Origin of the sequence: Enterococcus sp. SB12 (assembly GCF_030910025.2) — a bacterium.
GTDB classification, from domain to species: domain Bacteria; phylum Bacillota; class Bacilli; order Lactobacillales; family Enterococcaceae; genus Enterococcus_B; species Enterococcus_B faecium.
This window is the reverse complement of record NZ_CP175675.1, coordinates 2,372,861-2,387,587: the sequence shown is the minus strand read 5'-3', so window position 1 is coordinate 2,387,587 and position 14,727 is coordinate 2,372,861. Positions and strand designations below refer to the sequence as shown.

Below are 14,727 nucleotides of genomic sequence, written 5' to 3'. Positions count from 1 at the left end.
CAAATTATGCGCTATCCTATATTGATCCACCCTAATGATAAATTAAAAAGAACTGCTCAGCCAATCGATGTAATCACGGACGAGACAATCGCTTTATTAGACAATTTATATGAGACAATGATTGCGAATGACGGAATAGGGATCGCTGCTCCTCAAGTAGGACAAAACAAGAGAATTGCTGTGATCGAAGTAGATGAAGGCGAGAAATTTGAACTGATTAACCCAGAAATCATCGAAGCAAAAGGTGAAAGCCTTGACGTAGAAGGTTGTCTCAGTATTCCGCATGTCTATGGAACGGTCAAGCGAGCAGATGAAGTGACCGTGCGTTATTATGATCGAGACGGAGAAGAGATAGAAGTGACGTCTTTTGGCTATTTAGCCCGTGCCTTCCAGCATGAAATCGATCACTTAGACGGTATCTTGTTCATTGAGAAAATGATACAGCAGATCCCGGAAGAAGAACTTGAAGAATATATGGAGGAACATCTTGATGACTAAGCTAGTATTTATGGGCACACCTGCTTTTTCTGTGCCGATTCTTGAAGGGCTGATAGAATCAGGTTACGAGATCCAGGCAGTGGTAACACAGCCCGACCGTCCAGTTGGGCGGAAACGAGTAATTACGCCGACACCGGTAAAAGAAGCGGCTCTGAAGCACGGTATCCGTGTGCTGCAGCCAGAGAAAATCTCCGGTTCGCCAGAAATGGAAGAAATCATTGAATTGGCGCCTGATGTGATCGTCACTGCGGCATTTGGCCAATTCTTGCCTGAAAAGTTATTGCAAGTACCAAAATTAGGGGCAATCAATGTCCATGCTTCTTTACTTCCTAAATATCGGGGAGGTGCGCCTGTTCATTATGCCATCATGAATGGGGAGAAAGAAACTGGTGTAACGATCATGGAAATGATCAAAAAAATGGATGCAGGCGGAATCTATGCGCAAGAAAGCATACCAATCACTAAACAAGATGATGTAGGGACGATGTTTGAAAAGCTTAGCCTTTTAGGAAGAAAGCTATTGCTAGAAACATTGCCCAATATTTTGGATGGACAAAAACCAGTACCTCAAGACGAGTCAGAAGCAACTTTTTCGCCAAACATCACACGGGAACAAGAAGCAATCGATTGGCATAAAACTGCAGAAGAAATTGACAACCAAGTACGCGGAATGCGTCCTTGGCCAATTGCATTCACGACCTATGAGGGCATACGCTGGAAATTATTATCGGTTGAAGTATTGGAAGAAACTACAGACAAAGCACCTGGTACGATCATCCGGAAAGACAAAAAAAATCTATGGATTGCTTGCGGTAAACAGACCGTCTTAGCCATCAATGAATTACAGCCAGCTGGTAAAGGAAAACAGGCCGTACATGATTTCCTTAACGGAAGCGGTCAGCAAGTTCAGATTGGTCAGCAGGTGAAATAATGAAAAAAATCCCTAAAAAAATGAAAAAATCAGTACGATATATGGCATTACTGACATTAGAGCGAGTGAACAAGGGTGGCGCCTACTCGAATCTTTTGTTGAATGAGATGATCAAACAAAGCGAGCTAAATCAAAAAGATGTGGGTTTATTTACAGAATTGATCTACGGTACGATTAGCCATCAGCGACTATTGGAATTTTACGTTGCACCATTGATCGCTAAAGCAAAAAAAGTGGATGACTGGGTCAAGACGCTTCTTTATCTTTCTGTATACCAATTAGAATTTTTAGATAAAGTCCCTGCACATGCTATTTTAAACGAGGCGGTCGAAATCGCAAAAGTAAAAGGAAATCCTGGGACAGGGAAATTTGTAAATGGTGTCTTGAGGAATTATCAGCGTCAAGGAGCACCAGATCTGCAAGGCATTGCTGATCCTATCGAAAGACTTTCTGTCAAAATCAGCCTGCCTCTATGGATGACGAAACGACTGGTGGATCAAATCGGATACGAAGAAACTGAAAAGCTCGGTTTATCGCTATATCAGCCTAGCCATGCTAGTGCCCGAGTAGATACACGCCGACTTTCCAGAGATCAGGCCATCACTGTTTTGCAAGAAGAAGAGATCACAGCTGAAAAAAGCCAAGTCAGTCCATACGGTATAGTAGCGAAAAAAGGGCATTTAGCTTCTAGCTCATTGTTCCACGATGGCGTCATGACGATCCAAGATGAAAGTTCGATGCTTGTAGCGCCGTCTATGCAAATCGAGCCTGAACATCATGTCTTAGATGCCTGTGCAGCACCCGGAGGTAAGACGACGCATATTGCTTCTTTTTTAGATCCGTCATGCGGTGGAGAAGTGGTCGCTTTAGATGTACACGAACACAAAGTCAAACTCATTGAAGATAATGCAGCACGTCTAGGTGTCTCTTCTGCTGTCTACGCTCAAAAGATGGATGCTAGAGAAGTCAGTAAACAGTTCGAAGCAGAGCAGTTTGATCGGATTTTAGTAGACGCGCCTTGTTCAGGTCTTGGGCTGCTTCGGCGAAAACCAGATATTCGTTATAAAAAACAGCCGGATGAATTAGCGAATTTACCAAAAATCCAATTGGAAATTTTAGAAAGCTGCGCACCAGCTTTAAAGTCTTCCGGTATTCTGACTTATAGCACTTGTACGATCTTAAAAGAAGAAAACCAAGACGTTGTTTCTGCTTTCTTGGAAAGACACCCTGATTTTGAGAGGATTGATGTTTTGACCAATCCTATGCTACAATCATCAATCGAAGAGAAAATGTTGACTTTGTATCCGCATCAGTTTTACACAGATGGATTTTTCATTTGTTGTTTGCGCAAAAAGTAATGAGGTGAAAAAATGCAGATTGAATATCAATCAGATGTAGGAAGACGACGTAACACAAATCAAGACTATGCCAGTGTATTTACCAGCCGTTCAGGTCTCAAGCTTGCTGTATTAGCAGACGGGATGGGTGGTCATCGTGCCGGAGACATTGCCAGTCAGATGGCGGTAACGAATCTAGGCGAAGCTTGGGAAAAACAAGAAGCTGTTGACGATGAAAAAATCGCCCAATGGTTCATTCAATCGATTCAAGAAGAAAATATGCTGATTTATCAACGTGGACAAGAACAGCCGGAATATAACGGTATGGGAACAACAATCGTAGCGGCCGCTCTGTCAGATGACTGGTTCACGATTGCCAATGTTGGGGATAGCAGAGCTTATTTGATTCGTGAAGATAAAATCATGCAATTGACGGAGGATCATTCTTTAGTCAATGAACTAGTCAAATCAGGAGAAATCAGCGAAGAAATGGCAGTGAACCATCCAAGGAAAAATATTTTAACACGTTCTGTCGGCATGCCTGGAACAGTCGAAGTAGATGTTTCTACTCATCTTTGGCAACTAAAAGATCGACTGCTGTTATGTTCAGATGGCTTGACGAACATGCTGTCTGAAGAAGAAATAGGAACGATCATCAATCAAGAAGGCCCATTGTCTCATAAAGTAACTGAGCTGATTGATCGTGCCAATGAAGCAGGCGGAGCGGATAATATCACCGTTCTTCTTATCGAATATAAGGAGGACAGTGTATGATCGAGTTGGGAAAAAAATTAAATGGCCGTTATCAAATCACTGGAAATATCGGTAGCGGTGGTATGGCAAATGTATTTTTGGCGCACGATTTAATCTTGGATCGTGATGTAGCAGTTAAAGTCTTACGATTTGACTTTCAAAATGACCAGACTGCGATTCGACGATTTCAGAGAGAAGCTTTAGCAGCAACAGAACTCGTTCATCCAAACATTGTTAGTGTTTACGATGTTGGTGAAGAAGACAACATGCAGTATCTGGTGATGGAATACGTCAAAGGAATGGACTTGAAACGATATATCCAAACACATTATCCTGTTCCTTATGAAACAGCAGTAAATATTATGCAGCAGATCCTTTCTGCTATTTCTTTAGCTCATAACCATCAAATCATCCACCGAGATTTGAAACCCCAAAACGTACTGATCGATAATGAAGGTGTTGTAAAAATCACGGATTTCGGGATTGCTATCGCTTTATCTGAAACATCGATCACGCAGACGAATACGATGCTAGGATCTGTTCATTATCTGTCCCCTGAGCAGGCCAGAGGAAGTATGGCAACGAAGCAGTCAGATATTTATGCTTTAGGGATCATCCTTTATGAGATGTTGACGGGTAGCGTACCGTTTGATGGTGAATCTGCTGTAACAATTGCTTTAAAACATTTTCAAGATGATCTTCCATCTATAAAAGCACTTGATCCAAATGTGCCACAAGCACTGGAAAACGTGATTTTACGGGCAACGGCTAAAGAACCTGCAGACCGTTATAAGTCAGCCGAGGAAATGTCTGATGATCTTTCTACAGTATTATCACCAGCTCGTGCAAACGAAGAAAAATGGCAGCCTCATGCGATGGATAATGAAACAAAAGTTATCACACCCCTTACGGAAGATGCACCAATGCCTGATTCATTCAAATCTATGCCTCTGCCAAAAGACAAGCCAGAAAACGAAACCTTACCAGAGGAGGAAGAAGTTCTGCCTGATCCTAAAAAGAAAGGACAGAAAAAATGGTGGCTGATCCTATTAGCTATTCTTGCTGTTTTAGGAATCGGAACAGCTGTATTCTTTGCTTCTGGCGGGCGAGGAGAAGTTGTTGTTCCTGATGTTTCTGATCTTTCTGAAGCTTCTGCTAGAGAAACACTCGCAAAAGCGAAATTAGAAGTAGCAACAAAAACAGAAGAAATTGCAGATGACAAAATCGAAGAAGGTAATGTAGTGAAGACAGACCCGGCAGCGGGAACGACAGTCAAGCAAAAACGCGAAGTCACTCTGTATATTAGTAGCGGCACGAAAAAAATCAAATTAGATGATTACAGTGGTAAAAGTTATGAAGATGCCGAAGCAAGTTTGAAAGAATTAGGGTTTTCTGCTGACTTGATTCAAAAAGAAGAGGAATTCAGTTCAGAGGTAGAAAGCGGAATGATCATTTCGCAATCTCCATCAGAAGATACAGAAGTCGATCCTAAAACAGACACGATTACTTTCACAGTCAGCAAAGGACCAGAAACAGTGACTTTGAGTAGTCATGTAGGAGAAAACTACGAAACTGTTCGTAATTGGCTTGTTACACAAGGATTCAATATCAATAATATTAGTGCTACTTATGACTATAGCGACACTGTACCATCAGGTTCGATCATCAGTCAGGATCCAGCCTCGGGTGAAGTTGTAGCAGAAGAAACTTACATCAATTTTGTCGTAAGCCAAGGAACAGAGCCTAAATTGAATGATATCTCCGGCTATACAAAAAGCGAAGCACAAAGTTATTTAGCTAGTGTCGGTGCAGAATATATCGGGCATGAGACTTCCGAATATTCAAACACGGTGGATAAAGATAAAGTGATTCGTACAGTACCAGGGGCAGGAACGACAATTACCAAAGGAATGGTTGTGAACGTAATTTACTCTAAAGGACCAGATCCAGCGTCTTCTAGTTCTGAAAAAGACTCTTCAGACAGTTCTAGCAGCTCAAGTAGCTCCAGTAGCACAAGCAACTCTTCAAAAGAAGAATCTTCCAGCTCCACAAGTTCATCAGCTAGCACCTCAGAAAGTTCAAAATAAGTGCTGAATAAAATATATCAGAAGGGAATGCGACATTGATTTGTTGCATTCTCTTTTTTGTGTTTCTATCTCTTTTGATCAATTTTCAAGCCATATACTTTGAGAAGTTTGCATGGAATAACACCTACTTTCCTCTTCGTATGGTAAAATAAACAAAAACGGAGGTGGCACTTATCAAAGGACAAATCAGAAAAGCAATCAGCGGTTTTTACTATGTATACGCAAACGGAGAGACCTATCAAACAAGAGGAAGAGGAAATTTCCGGAATCGGAAAATCACGCCGCTTGTCGGAGATCAGGTGATCTTTGAGAGTGAAAATCAAACAGACGGCTATCTTCTGGAAATCTTGCCGAGAAAAAATCAATTAGTTCGCCCACCAGTCACAAATGTTGATCTTGGAATCATTGTCACAAGTATCGTAGAGCCTGCATTTTCTTATAATCTACTTGACCGCTTTCTAGTTACCTTGGAATACGAGTCGATCGAACCGATTATTTTTTTGACAAAGACCGACTTGTCAGACGACCCAGAAAAAATCGAAGAGATCAAGCAAACCTATACTAAAATAGGCTATCCGGTGATTGTACCCAATCATACGGGTGATACGACAGAACTGATCCGTTACTTACCAGAACGGCTATCGGTCTTTATGGGTCAGTCTGGAGCAGGAAAATCGACGCTACTGAATCAAATATCACCGGAACTGAATTTAGCAACAGGAGAGATTTCTGATGCACTTGGAAGAGGACGGCATACAACACGTCATGTGGAACTGATTCCTATCTATGGCGGGTTAGTAGCAGATACACCAGGATTTAGCTCGATTGACTTTTTGACAATTGAAGCAGGAGAACTGCCGAGACAATTTCCTGAATTTGTAGAAGCTTCTGTCCATTGCAAATTTAGAGAGTGCATGCATGCTAAAGAACCTGGCTGCGAAGTAAAACATAGAGTAGAAACAGGTGGTATCGCACAGACACGTTACGACAATTATTTGCAATTCTTACAAGAAATCGAAAAAAGAAAACCAATGTATGCAAAAAAAGAAGGTAAACGAAAATAGGAGGAAACAAGAATGAAAATAGCACCATCCATTTTGAGTGCAGATTTTGCCAATTTACAAAGAGACATTGAGTTAGTGGAAAAAGGAGGCGCAGATTACATCCACGTAGATGTAATGGATGGCCAATTTGTCCCAAATATCACATTAGGGCCAAATATTGTTCAGGCAATCCGTCCTGTTACTAAATTACCGTTAGACGTCCATCTGATGATCGTTGATCCAGAAAACTACATTCCAGCATTTGCAAAAGCTGGAGCAGATATCATTACTGTCCACGTCGAAGCAACTCCTCATATTCATCGGGCACTTCAAATGACAAAAAGCTTAGGAGTTAAAGCTGGAGTAGTTATCAATCCAGGAACACCAGTCTCCATGATCAAACATGTTTTGCCTTTGGCTGATCAAGTACTAGTCATGACTGTCAATCCTGGGTTCGGCGGACAAAGCTTTATTGAAGAAACAGTAGAAAAAATTACGGAACTCGCTGATCTACGTAGAGAGAACAATTGGACTTATGCAATCGAAGTAGATGGCGGAATCGTTCCAGACACAGCAAAAATCTGTAAAGATGCAGGGGCGGATGTCTTCGTTGCAGGATCATATATCTATGGAGCCGAAAATCCAGTCGGACAAATCGAACGATTAAAAGAGGCATTAGACTAAATGAAAATTTTATTAGCTGCTGGAGGTAATCCGCAAAACTGGCCGCAGTCTCTGCTGTCCAAATACGATGCCTATGTCGGGATAGACCGTGGTGCGCTGTACCTGCTTCAAGCAGGCTACCCAGTAGATCTGGCAGTGGGTGATTTTGATTCATTGTCGAACGAAGAGCAGAAGGAAGTATTTGCAAAAGCCAAAGAGTATACCCGTTCCCCTGCAGAAAAAGACGATACAGATACACAGTTAGGTATCTTAAAAACATTTGAACGTTACCCGCAAGCGGAAGTCACTTTGATTGGAGCTACGGGCGGAAGATTGGATCATCTTTTAGCCAATCTCTGGTTAGGTATGGAACCTCGCTTCAAACCCTTTGCCCATCAGCTTATTATCAGAGATTGTCAAAATTATTTGTCTTATTATTTGCCTGGAGAGCATATAGTAAGACAGATACCAGATATGAAGTATTTAGCTTATTGCTGCTTGACTCCCGTCTCGAATCTTACATTAAAAGGCAGCAAGTATGTATTGGAAAATAAAGAAGTAGAATATCCGACATCTTATGCAAGTAACGAATTTCTTTCAGATACCGCAGAATTTTCTTTTTCAGATGGTATGATTGCAGTTATTCAAAGCAAAGATTGATCCATAAACAAATAAAAAAATTTGTCTTTCAGGCTAAAAATGACAGAATCTATTATTTGCTAAAAAAAAGCTTAAGAGGAGCAACTTACCTTTTGTTTCACGGCATTTAGTGATAAAATTGAACACAAGAGTCTAATTAATTCGAGGTGTCTTTGTGAAGAAGTTCAATCCTAATAAAAATATTATTATTACCTTGGTTATTGTTATCATCGTGGTGACGATACTAAGTGTGACCGCTGCGCAGCGAGCGAATGAAGGAAAGCCCAATTTCTTCCAATCCATCGTTAATGACAGTGTTGCAATGGTTGATAAAACAATCTCTGCCCCAGTACGGTGGGTACGAAATGGAGTAGATTCTGTCCATAATCTTTTTTCAACTTATGCCGAAAATGAGCGGCTAAAAGAAAAAATCGATAGCTATGATGACGTTTCACAGCAAAACAAGAATTACGAGAGAGAAATCGAATCGTTGAAAAAAGAACTTGAGTTGAATCAGACGCTGACTAGTTACGAAAAAGTAACGGCAAATGTCATTACTCGTTCGCCTGACAGTTGGCAGGACATGCTGATCGTAGACAAGGGTTCTAAAGACGGTATCGAAGCAAATATGGCAGTCATGTCGCAAAAAGGATTGATTGGCCGAGTGATCGAGGTCAATACGGCTTCGTCTAAAATCGAATTACTGTCATCCTCTAATGAAAGCTCCAATCATTTTCCAGTACGGGTATCTTCGGCTAATGGCGAAGCGTTTGGTTTGCTTAAAAACTATGATGAAAAGCTCCATGCCTTAGTGGTGACCCAATTAACTGGTGATACGGATATCAAAGAAGGGGATGTTGTCCAGACATCCGGTCTTGGAGGGAATTCTCCAGCTAACTTGCCGATCGGTACGGTTATTAAAACGAAACCAGATAGTTATGGGCTGGATCGGGAAGTTTATGTGAAACCTTATGCAGAAATGTATGACGTGTCAGTTGTGACGATTGTCCAACGGCTAGCGGAGGATTAGTCCATGTTGAAGAAAGAAACAATGAAGTACTATCTGCCAATCGTTTTGTTCTTTTTGATGTTGATAGATGGTCATTTAACAAGAATGCTAGGGGAGTGGTCGAAAGGCACCTATATGTCAAATGCCCACTTTCTGATATTGGCATTATTATGTTGCAGTATGGCGTTTGAAAAACGTTATTTACTGATTACCACGATTGTTCTCGGGGCTATCTATGACGCTTACTATATTGGCGTTATCGGTATCTATGCAGTAGCTCTCCCTTTAATTGTATGGTTGATGTATGTAATGAAAGACGTTATCCATGTCAACATCTTTACTGAATTTTTCAGTATGATCATCTTTGTCACGGGTTATGAATTGTTTACGATGGTGGTCCAGTTGATTTTTAAATTAGCAGTAGTAAATAACACGTATTTTATTACAAGGTTTTTAGGACCTACACTGCTGTTGAACATGATTATATTTGTATTATTCATTTTTCCATTTAAGAAATTATTCAGTGATGAATAATTTCTTTTTTTATTTTTAGGTCGAAAGCGAAAAAGAATCGTTGTTATCTTAAGAAATGCTAGACTTAACGCGGCTTTTTCATGATCATTTTCTGAAACGAACAGTTTTGTCATTTTAAAAGGTTGTTTTGAAACATTTTTGTAACATAACTATTATATCGTTGACATACTGCTATGGTACAATTTTTATATCGTTAAGAAAGACTTAAATATATTTAGATATTTATTAAATTAAGCCAGTCGGAGGAATGAAGAGTGAAAAAGAGTTTAATATCAGCAGTAATGGTATGTTCAATGACCTTAACTGCCGTAGCATCACCGATCGCTGCCGCGGCGGACGATTTTGATTCTCAGATACAACAGCAAGATCAAAAGATTGCAGACTTGAAAAATCAACAAGCAGATGCACAATCACAAATCGATGCCTTAGAAAGCCAAGTTTCTGAAATCAACACACAAGCACAAGACCTATTAGCAAAACAAGATACATTGCGTCAAGAATCTGCACAATTAGTAAAAGACATTGCAGATTTACAAGAACGTATTGAAAAACGTGAAGATACAATCCAAAAACAAGCACGCGAAGCACAAGTAAGCAACACAAGCTCAAACTACATCGATGCTGTATTGAATGCTGAATCATTAGCAGATGCTATTGGACGCGTTCAAGCAATGACAACGATGGTAAAAGCAAACAACGACTTGATGGAACAACAAAAACAAGATAAAAAAGCTGTAGAAGACAAAAAAGCTGAAAACGATGCTAAACTAAAAGAATTAGCTGAAAACCAAGCTGCTTTGGAATCTCAAAAAGGCGATCTTTTATCTAAACAAGCTGATTTGAACGTACTGAAAACTTCATTAGCTGCTGAACAAGCAACTGCTGAAGACAAGAAAGCTGACTTGAACCGTCAAAAAGCAGAAGCTGAAGCAGAGCAAGCTCGTATTCGTGAACAACAACGTCTAGCAGAACAAGCTCGTCAACAAGCTGCACAAGAAAAAGCTGAAAAAGAAGCACGCGAACAAGCAGAGGCTGAAGCACAAGCTACTCAAGCTTCATCTACTGCACAAAGCTCAGCAACAGAAGAATCATCAGCTAAACAATCTTCAGTGACTGAAGAATCATCATCAGCTACACAATCTTCAGCAACAGAAGAATCAACAACACCTGAATCTTCAGCAACAGAAGAATCAACAACACCTGAATCTTCAGCAACAGAAGAATCAACAACACCTGAATCTTCAGCAACAGAAGAATCAACAACAGCGCCTGAATCTTCAGCAACAGAAGAATCAACAACAGTGCCTGAATCTTCAACAACAGAAGAATCAACAACTGTACCTGAATCTTCAACAGAAGAATCAACAACACCTGCGCCTACAACACCATCAACAGATCAAAGTGTTGATACAGGAAACGGCACAGGAAGTAGTACTCCGGCTCCAACGCCAACACCAACACCTGAACAACCAAAACCTGTAACACCTGCTCCAGCTCCTTCTGGAAGTGTGAATGGTGCAGCAATCGTAGCAGAAGCTTACAAATATATTGGTACTCCATATGTTTGGGGCGGTAAAGATCCAAGTGGCTTTGACTGCTCAGGGTTCACACGCTATGTTTACATGCAAGTAACTGGTCGTGACATCGGTGGTTGGACAGTTCCTCAAGAATCAGCTGGAACAAAAATTTCAGTTTCTCAAGCAAAAGCTGGAGACTTGTTATTCTGGGGGTCACAAGGCGGAACTTACCACGTAGCGATTGCTTTAGGCGGAGGACAATATATCCATGCTCCTCAACCAGGCGAAAGCGTAAAAGTTGGTTCAGTTCAATGGTTTGCCCCTGACTTTGCTGTCAGCATGTAAGAATGATTAATCAAAAAGAGTTAGCCCATTCTGGACTAACTCTTTTTTTATTGTGATAAAATAGAAATCAGATAAATTCTTCTGTCAATTCCATGAACGTTTGGATATCTTCAGTCACCATGTCGATACCTGCTTGCCAAAAATCTGGTTGGGTAAGATCGACATTCAAATGTTTCTTCGCAAGATCTTCCGTCGTCATTGAGGCAGTATCGCGTAGTAAATGGATATATTCTTCTTCAAAATTTGCTCCCTTTTGGTTGGCGTAAGCATAGATGCCCAAACTAAAGAGGTAGCCAAATGTGTATGGGAAGTTATAAAACGGTACGTCATCAATAAAGAAATGCAATTTTGCAGCCCAGAAATATGGATGGTAAGTAGCTAAAGCTCCTTGATAGCCTTCTTTTTGCGCCTCAACCATCATCTCTGTGATCTTATCTTCTGAGACTAATCCTTCTTGCCGTGCTTCATAGAATCGATTTTCAAAAATGAATCGGGAATGGATATTCATGAACATAGCTAAAGCATTTTGCAGTTTTGTATCTAGCAAATTAATTTTTTCTTCTTTTGTTTTTGCGACTTTTAATGTAGCATCGGCTACGATCAGTTCTGCGAATGTACTTGCTGTTTCTGCGACATTCATGGCATATTCGCGATTTAAAGAAGGTAAATCCCACATCGTGCTGCTATGGAAAGCATGTCCTAGTTCATGAGCAAGTGTCGCAACCTCATTAACAGAATTACTGTAGGTCATAAAGATCCTTGATTCTTTTGTTTCTGGTAACTCAGTACAATAACCACCAGGACGTTTCCCAGGACGATCTTCTGCTTCGATCCAGCTCTTTTCAAAAGCAGATTGGGCAAATTTAGCCATTTTTGGACTGAATTTGTTAAAGTTTTCGATAATAAATGCTGCTGCTTCGTCAAAACTAAAGGTTTTTTCTTTCAAATCGCCTAAAATAATAGGTGCATCTTGATCTTGCCATTCCATTTTTTCTTTACCGAAAAGATTAGCTTTTCTAGTCAAGTAATCAACAAGGGGTTGTTTGTTTTTCTGGATTGTATCCCACATGACAGACAATGTTTCTTTCTTCAACCGATTGTACTCTAATGGTTTTTGTAGAAAATCTGTGACACCATGAAGTTCATAGTCAGAAAGTCTAAAACCATCTAAATGATTCAAAGTATCCGTGAAGAGGGGTGCCTTTTCTTTCCAGGCTTCTTCCCATGCTGCGAAAAGTGTTTCTCTGACTTTTGGATCTGGATCGCCCATCATCTTATTGAAGGCTTGTCCAGCAGATAATTCGACTACTTGTCCATCTTGTTCGAAGGGAATCGAAATGCTGGCTACAATCGTATCATAATGACTGCTCCAAGCATTTAGACCATCTAAAGAAAGCGTATTTATAATGTTTTCTTCAGCTTCTGATAATAATTGTGAGCCATCACGACGAATCTCGTTTAAACGAAAAGCAATTGTTTCAAACGAAGATTTAGAAAGCATCTGATTCCAATCATTGTCAGATATTTCTGCAAATTTCTTTGACAATACAGTTTCGGCTGATTGCAGACGAGGCAGCATTGCGTAAAGCTTGCCCGATAAGACCTTTGCATCTGAATCATTGACATTGGCAGAAAGCAATGCAGTAATATAGCTGCTGCATTGGGTAAAGCCATTCGTAATCGTTTCTTGCAATTGAAGAATAGCGTTTAACTGCTCTGCATTGTCAGAACTAGGTGACCATTTTGTTACGCGGTGATAATACTCGTTCATTTGGTCTTCCAATTGCTTCATCCGTTGGTTCAAAGCATCAGAATGACTGCCTCCGGAAAAAATAGAATCTAGATTCCAATTTAATGAATAACTCATGAAAAAACTCCCTTCATATTGTAATACAAAATTAAGTATAGCACTTTTTTATGGAAGAAGTCTCTATGAAAATGATTGTTGTTTCTTCAAAAAAAGTCTAAGATAAAATACAGAGGTGACTTATGAATTCTTCAAAAAAACAAATGAAAAACGGAAATATTTATTTAGTAATCGCACTGATAGTCGTTATAATCTTATTTTACAGTTCTTCTCAAACTTACGGACAGCAATCACAAGTTTCGCGATTAGAAAGCTGGCTGCCTAATCAGCCATTTAAAGACACATTAGCGGGTATACGTTTTAATTATGGTGGAAGTATGGTGAGTATCGACCATCTGGGCTACGCCAAATTTTTAGAGTTCTTTTTAAGGAAGGGCGCACATTTCGGTACCTATTTTATTTTGGGAAGCAGCTTGTTTTTAGGTGTTTTCCCCAAGCTAAAAATTTGGTGGCTGACAGCGATCCTTGCTTGGCTTTCAGCAACAGGGTACGCAGGTTTGGACGAATTCCATCAGATGATGACCGGTGGACGAACACCTATGTTCCAAGATGTCATGTTGGATTCGATCGGTGCTCTGACTGCTGTGATATTATGTGTGCTTTTTGCGGCATTCAAGAAGCGTTTATAGATTGGCTGTGGCTTTGTTTTTTTGTGAAATAGTACTAGAATAGAAGTGTATTCTCAAAAGAACAAGGGAGGAAAAATCATGTCAGGACATAGTAAATGGCATAATATCCAAGGAAGAAAAAATGCCCAAGATGCAAAACGAGGGAAAGTCTTTCAGAAACTTTCTCGTGAAATTTATATGGCAGCTAAAGCAGGCGGTCCTGATCCATCTATGAATCCAGCTTTGCGGCTTGTTGTGGACAAAGCAAAAGCTGCAAATATGCCTAACGACAATGTGGAACGGGCGATTAAAAAGGCTACGAGTGCCGTAGATGAAACGAATTACGATGAAATCACGTATGAAGGATATGGTCCGGGTGGAGTAGGAATCTTAGTCCATGCATTGACAGATAACCGTAATCGGACAGCGACAAATGTCCGAGTAGCTTTTACTCGAAACGGTGGATCACTGGGAGAAACGGGTTCAGTCAGTTACTTGTTTGACCGCAAAGGATATATCGCTATTGAACGCGATGGGTTGACTGTTGATGAAGAGACGATGTTTGAGGATGTATTAGAGGCGGGGGCAGAAGATCTGCAAACTTCTCCTGAAGTATTCGAGATTTATACTGCACCAGAAGATTTTGCTGCTGTACGAGATGAGTTGGAAAAAGAGTTCACTTTGGCACAAGCAGAATTGACGATGATTCCACAAACGACGATTGATTTAAATGAGGAACAAAAAGAGCAATTGGAACGTCTAGTAGATAAGCTAGAAGACGATGATGATGTTTCAGAAGTCTTTACTGCTGCTGAAATGTAAGTAGCACATGGTTAGATAATAAAAAGAAAGCACCTGTACCAATCGTACGGGTGCTTTCTTTTTATATATTATTT

Annotated in this window: 14 protein-coding genes; 13 read left to right on the top strand and 1 reads right to left on the bottom strand. The window is 40.3% G+C overall.

The genetic code is table 11. The features are described from left to right. Positions 1 to 6 precede the first annotated feature (6 nt). From def to RBL01_RS11850, 11 genes are all read left to right on the top strand, one after another. Positions 7 to 498, top strand: coding sequence for a peptide deformylase (gene def / locus RBL01_RS11900; RefSeq protein WP_307780871.1), 492 nt, complete (start codon positions 7 to 9; stop codon positions 496 to 498). After that, positions 491 to 1,429, top strand: coding sequence for a methionyl-tRNA formyltransferase (gene fmt / locus RBL01_RS11895; RefSeq protein WP_002298189.1), 939 nt, complete (start codon positions 491 to 493; stop codon positions 1,427 to 1,429). Before def ends, fmt begins: the two co-directional genes overlap by 8 nt. Continuing rightward, positions 1,429 to 2,787 carry a 16S rRNA (cytosine(967)-C(5))-methyltransferase RsmB gene (gene rsmB, locus RBL01_RS11890; protein ID WP_002298188.1) on the top strand — a complete coding sequence of 453 codons (1,359 nt, stop codon included), beginning with the start codon at positions 1,429 to 1,431 and terminating at the stop codon, positions 2,785 to 2,787. The genes fmt and rsmB overlap by 1 nt, the downstream gene beginning before the upstream one ends. A gap of 12 nt (positions 2,788 to 2,799) precedes the next feature. After that, entirely contained in the window at positions 2,800 to 3,540 is a 741-nt protein-coding gene (locus RBL01_RS11885) for a Stp1/IreP family PP2C-type Ser/Thr phosphatase (protein ID WP_002287376.1), read from the top strand. After that, positions 3,537 to 5,606: a Stk1 family PASTA domain-containing Ser/Thr kinase gene (gene pknB / locus RBL01_RS11880; protein WP_002318855.1), complete on the top strand. Its 2,070-nt coding sequence runs from the start codon at positions 3,537 to 3,539 to the stop codon at positions 5,604 to 5,606. The genes RBL01_RS11885 and pknB overlap by 4 nt, the downstream gene beginning before the upstream one ends. Positions 5,607 to 5,770: 164 nt before the next feature. After that, the gene (gene rsgA / locus RBL01_RS11875; RefSeq protein WP_002318856.1) at positions 5,771 to 6,670 is read left to right on the top strand and encodes a ribosome small subunit-dependent GTPase A; all 900 of its coding nucleotides are present in this window, start codon (positions 5,771 to 5,773) and stop codon (positions 6,668 to 6,670) included. Positions 6,671 to 6,682: 12 nt separating this feature from the next. Further along, positions 6,683 to 7,333 (top strand): ribulose-phosphate 3-epimerase, encoded by a 651-nt coding sequence (gene rpe, locus RBL01_RS11870; protein WP_002318857.1) that lies wholly within the window; start codon positions 6,683 to 6,685, stop codon positions 7,331 to 7,333. Then, positions 7,334 to 7,972 (top strand): thiamine diphosphokinase, encoded by a 639-nt coding sequence (locus RBL01_RS11865; protein WP_002287382.1) that lies wholly within the window; start codon positions 7,334 to 7,336, stop codon positions 7,970 to 7,972. Positions 7,973 to 8,126: 154 nt separating this feature from the next. Beyond that, on the top strand, positions 8,127 to 8,981 hold the full coding sequence (gene mreC / locus RBL01_RS11860; protein ID WP_002298185.1) for a rod shape-determining protein MreC: 855 nt from the start codon (positions 8,127 to 8,129) through the stop codon (positions 8,979 to 8,981). Between the two features lie 3 nt (positions 8,982 to 8,984). Next, on the top strand, positions 8,985 to 9,494 hold the full coding sequence (gene mreD, locus RBL01_RS11855) for a rod shape-determining protein MreD (RefSeq protein WP_002287385.1): 510 nt from the start codon (positions 8,985 to 8,987) through the stop codon (positions 9,492 to 9,494). A 254-nt stretch (positions 9,495 to 9,748) separates the two neighbouring features. Beyond that, the gene (locus RBL01_RS11850) at positions 9,749 to 11,356 is read left to right on the top strand and encodes an NlpC/P60 family protein (RefSeq protein WP_163299461.1); all 1,608 of its coding nucleotides are present in this window, start codon (positions 9,749 to 9,751) and stop codon (positions 11,354 to 11,356) included. Between the two features lie 67 nt (positions 11,357 to 11,423). Here RBL01_RS11850 and RBL01_RS11845 read toward each other — a convergent pair whose 3' ends face one another. Continuing rightward, positions 11,424 to 13,223, bottom strand: coding sequence for a M3 family oligoendopeptidase (locus RBL01_RS11845; RefSeq protein ID WP_002318859.1), 1,800 nt, complete (start codon positions 13,221 to 13,223; stop codon positions 11,424 to 11,426). 122 nt (positions 13,224 to 13,345) lie between these two features. Between RBL01_RS11845 and RBL01_RS11840 the strand changes: the two genes are divergently transcribed. Both RBL01_RS11840 and RBL01_RS11835 read left to right on the top strand, forming a co-directional pair. Next, the gene (locus tag RBL01_RS11840) at positions 13,346 to 13,852 is read left to right on the top strand and encodes a VanZ family protein (protein ID WP_002318860.1); all 507 of its coding nucleotides are present in this window, start codon (positions 13,346 to 13,348) and stop codon (positions 13,850 to 13,852) included. Between the two features lie 78 nt (positions 13,853 to 13,930). After that, complete coding sequence (locus RBL01_RS11835) at positions 13,931 to 14,653, top strand: YebC/PmpR family DNA-binding transcriptional regulator (protein WP_002287391.1); 723 nt, start codon at positions 13,931 to 13,933, stop codon at positions 14,651 to 14,653. Positions 14,654 to 14,727: the final 74 nt, after the last annotated feature.

What these genes read in the sequence shown, in the direction of transcription:
- def (WP_307780871.1), top strand. Translation starts at nt 7, where the DNA reads ATGCGCTATCCTATATTGATCCACCCTAATGATAAATTAAAAAGAACT.
- fmt (WP_002298189.1), top strand. Translation starts at nt 491, where the DNA reads ATGACTAAGCTAGTATTTATGGGCACACCTGCTTTTTCTGTGCCGATT.
- rsmB (WP_002298188.1), top strand. Translation starts at nt 1,429, where the DNA reads ATGAAAAAAATCCCTAAAAAAATGAAAAAATCAGTACGATATATGGCA.
- RBL01_RS11885 (WP_002287376.1), top strand. Translation starts at nt 2,800, where the DNA reads ATGCAGATTGAATATCAATCAGATGTAGGAAGACGACGTAACACAAAT.
- pknB (WP_002318855.1), top strand. Translation starts at nt 3,537, where the DNA reads ATGATCGAGTTGGGAAAAAAATTAAATGGCCGTTATCAAATCACTGGA.
- rpe (WP_002318857.1), top strand. Translation starts at nt 6,683, where the DNA reads ATGAAAATAGCACCATCCATTTTGAGTGCAGATTTTGCCAATTTACAA.
- RBL01_RS11865 (WP_002287382.1), top strand. Translation starts at nt 7,334, where the DNA reads ATGAAAATTTTATTAGCTGCTGGAGGTAATCCGCAAAACTGGCCGCAG.
- mreD (WP_002287385.1), top strand. Translation starts at nt 8,985, where the DNA reads ATGTTGAAGAAAGAAACAATGAAGTACTATCTGCCAATCGTTTTGTTC.
- RBL01_RS11845 (WP_002318859.1), bottom strand. Translation starts at nt 13,223, where the DNA reads ATGAGTTATTCATTAAATTGGAATCTAGATTCTATTTTTTCCGGAGGC.
- RBL01_RS11840 (WP_002318860.1), top strand. Translation starts at nt 13,346, where the DNA reads ATGAATTCTTCAAAAAAACAAATGAAAAACGGAAATATTTATTTAGTA.
- RBL01_RS11835 (WP_002287391.1), top strand. Translation starts at nt 13,931, where the DNA reads ATGTCAGGACATAGTAAATGGCATAATATCCAAGGAAGAAAAAATGCC.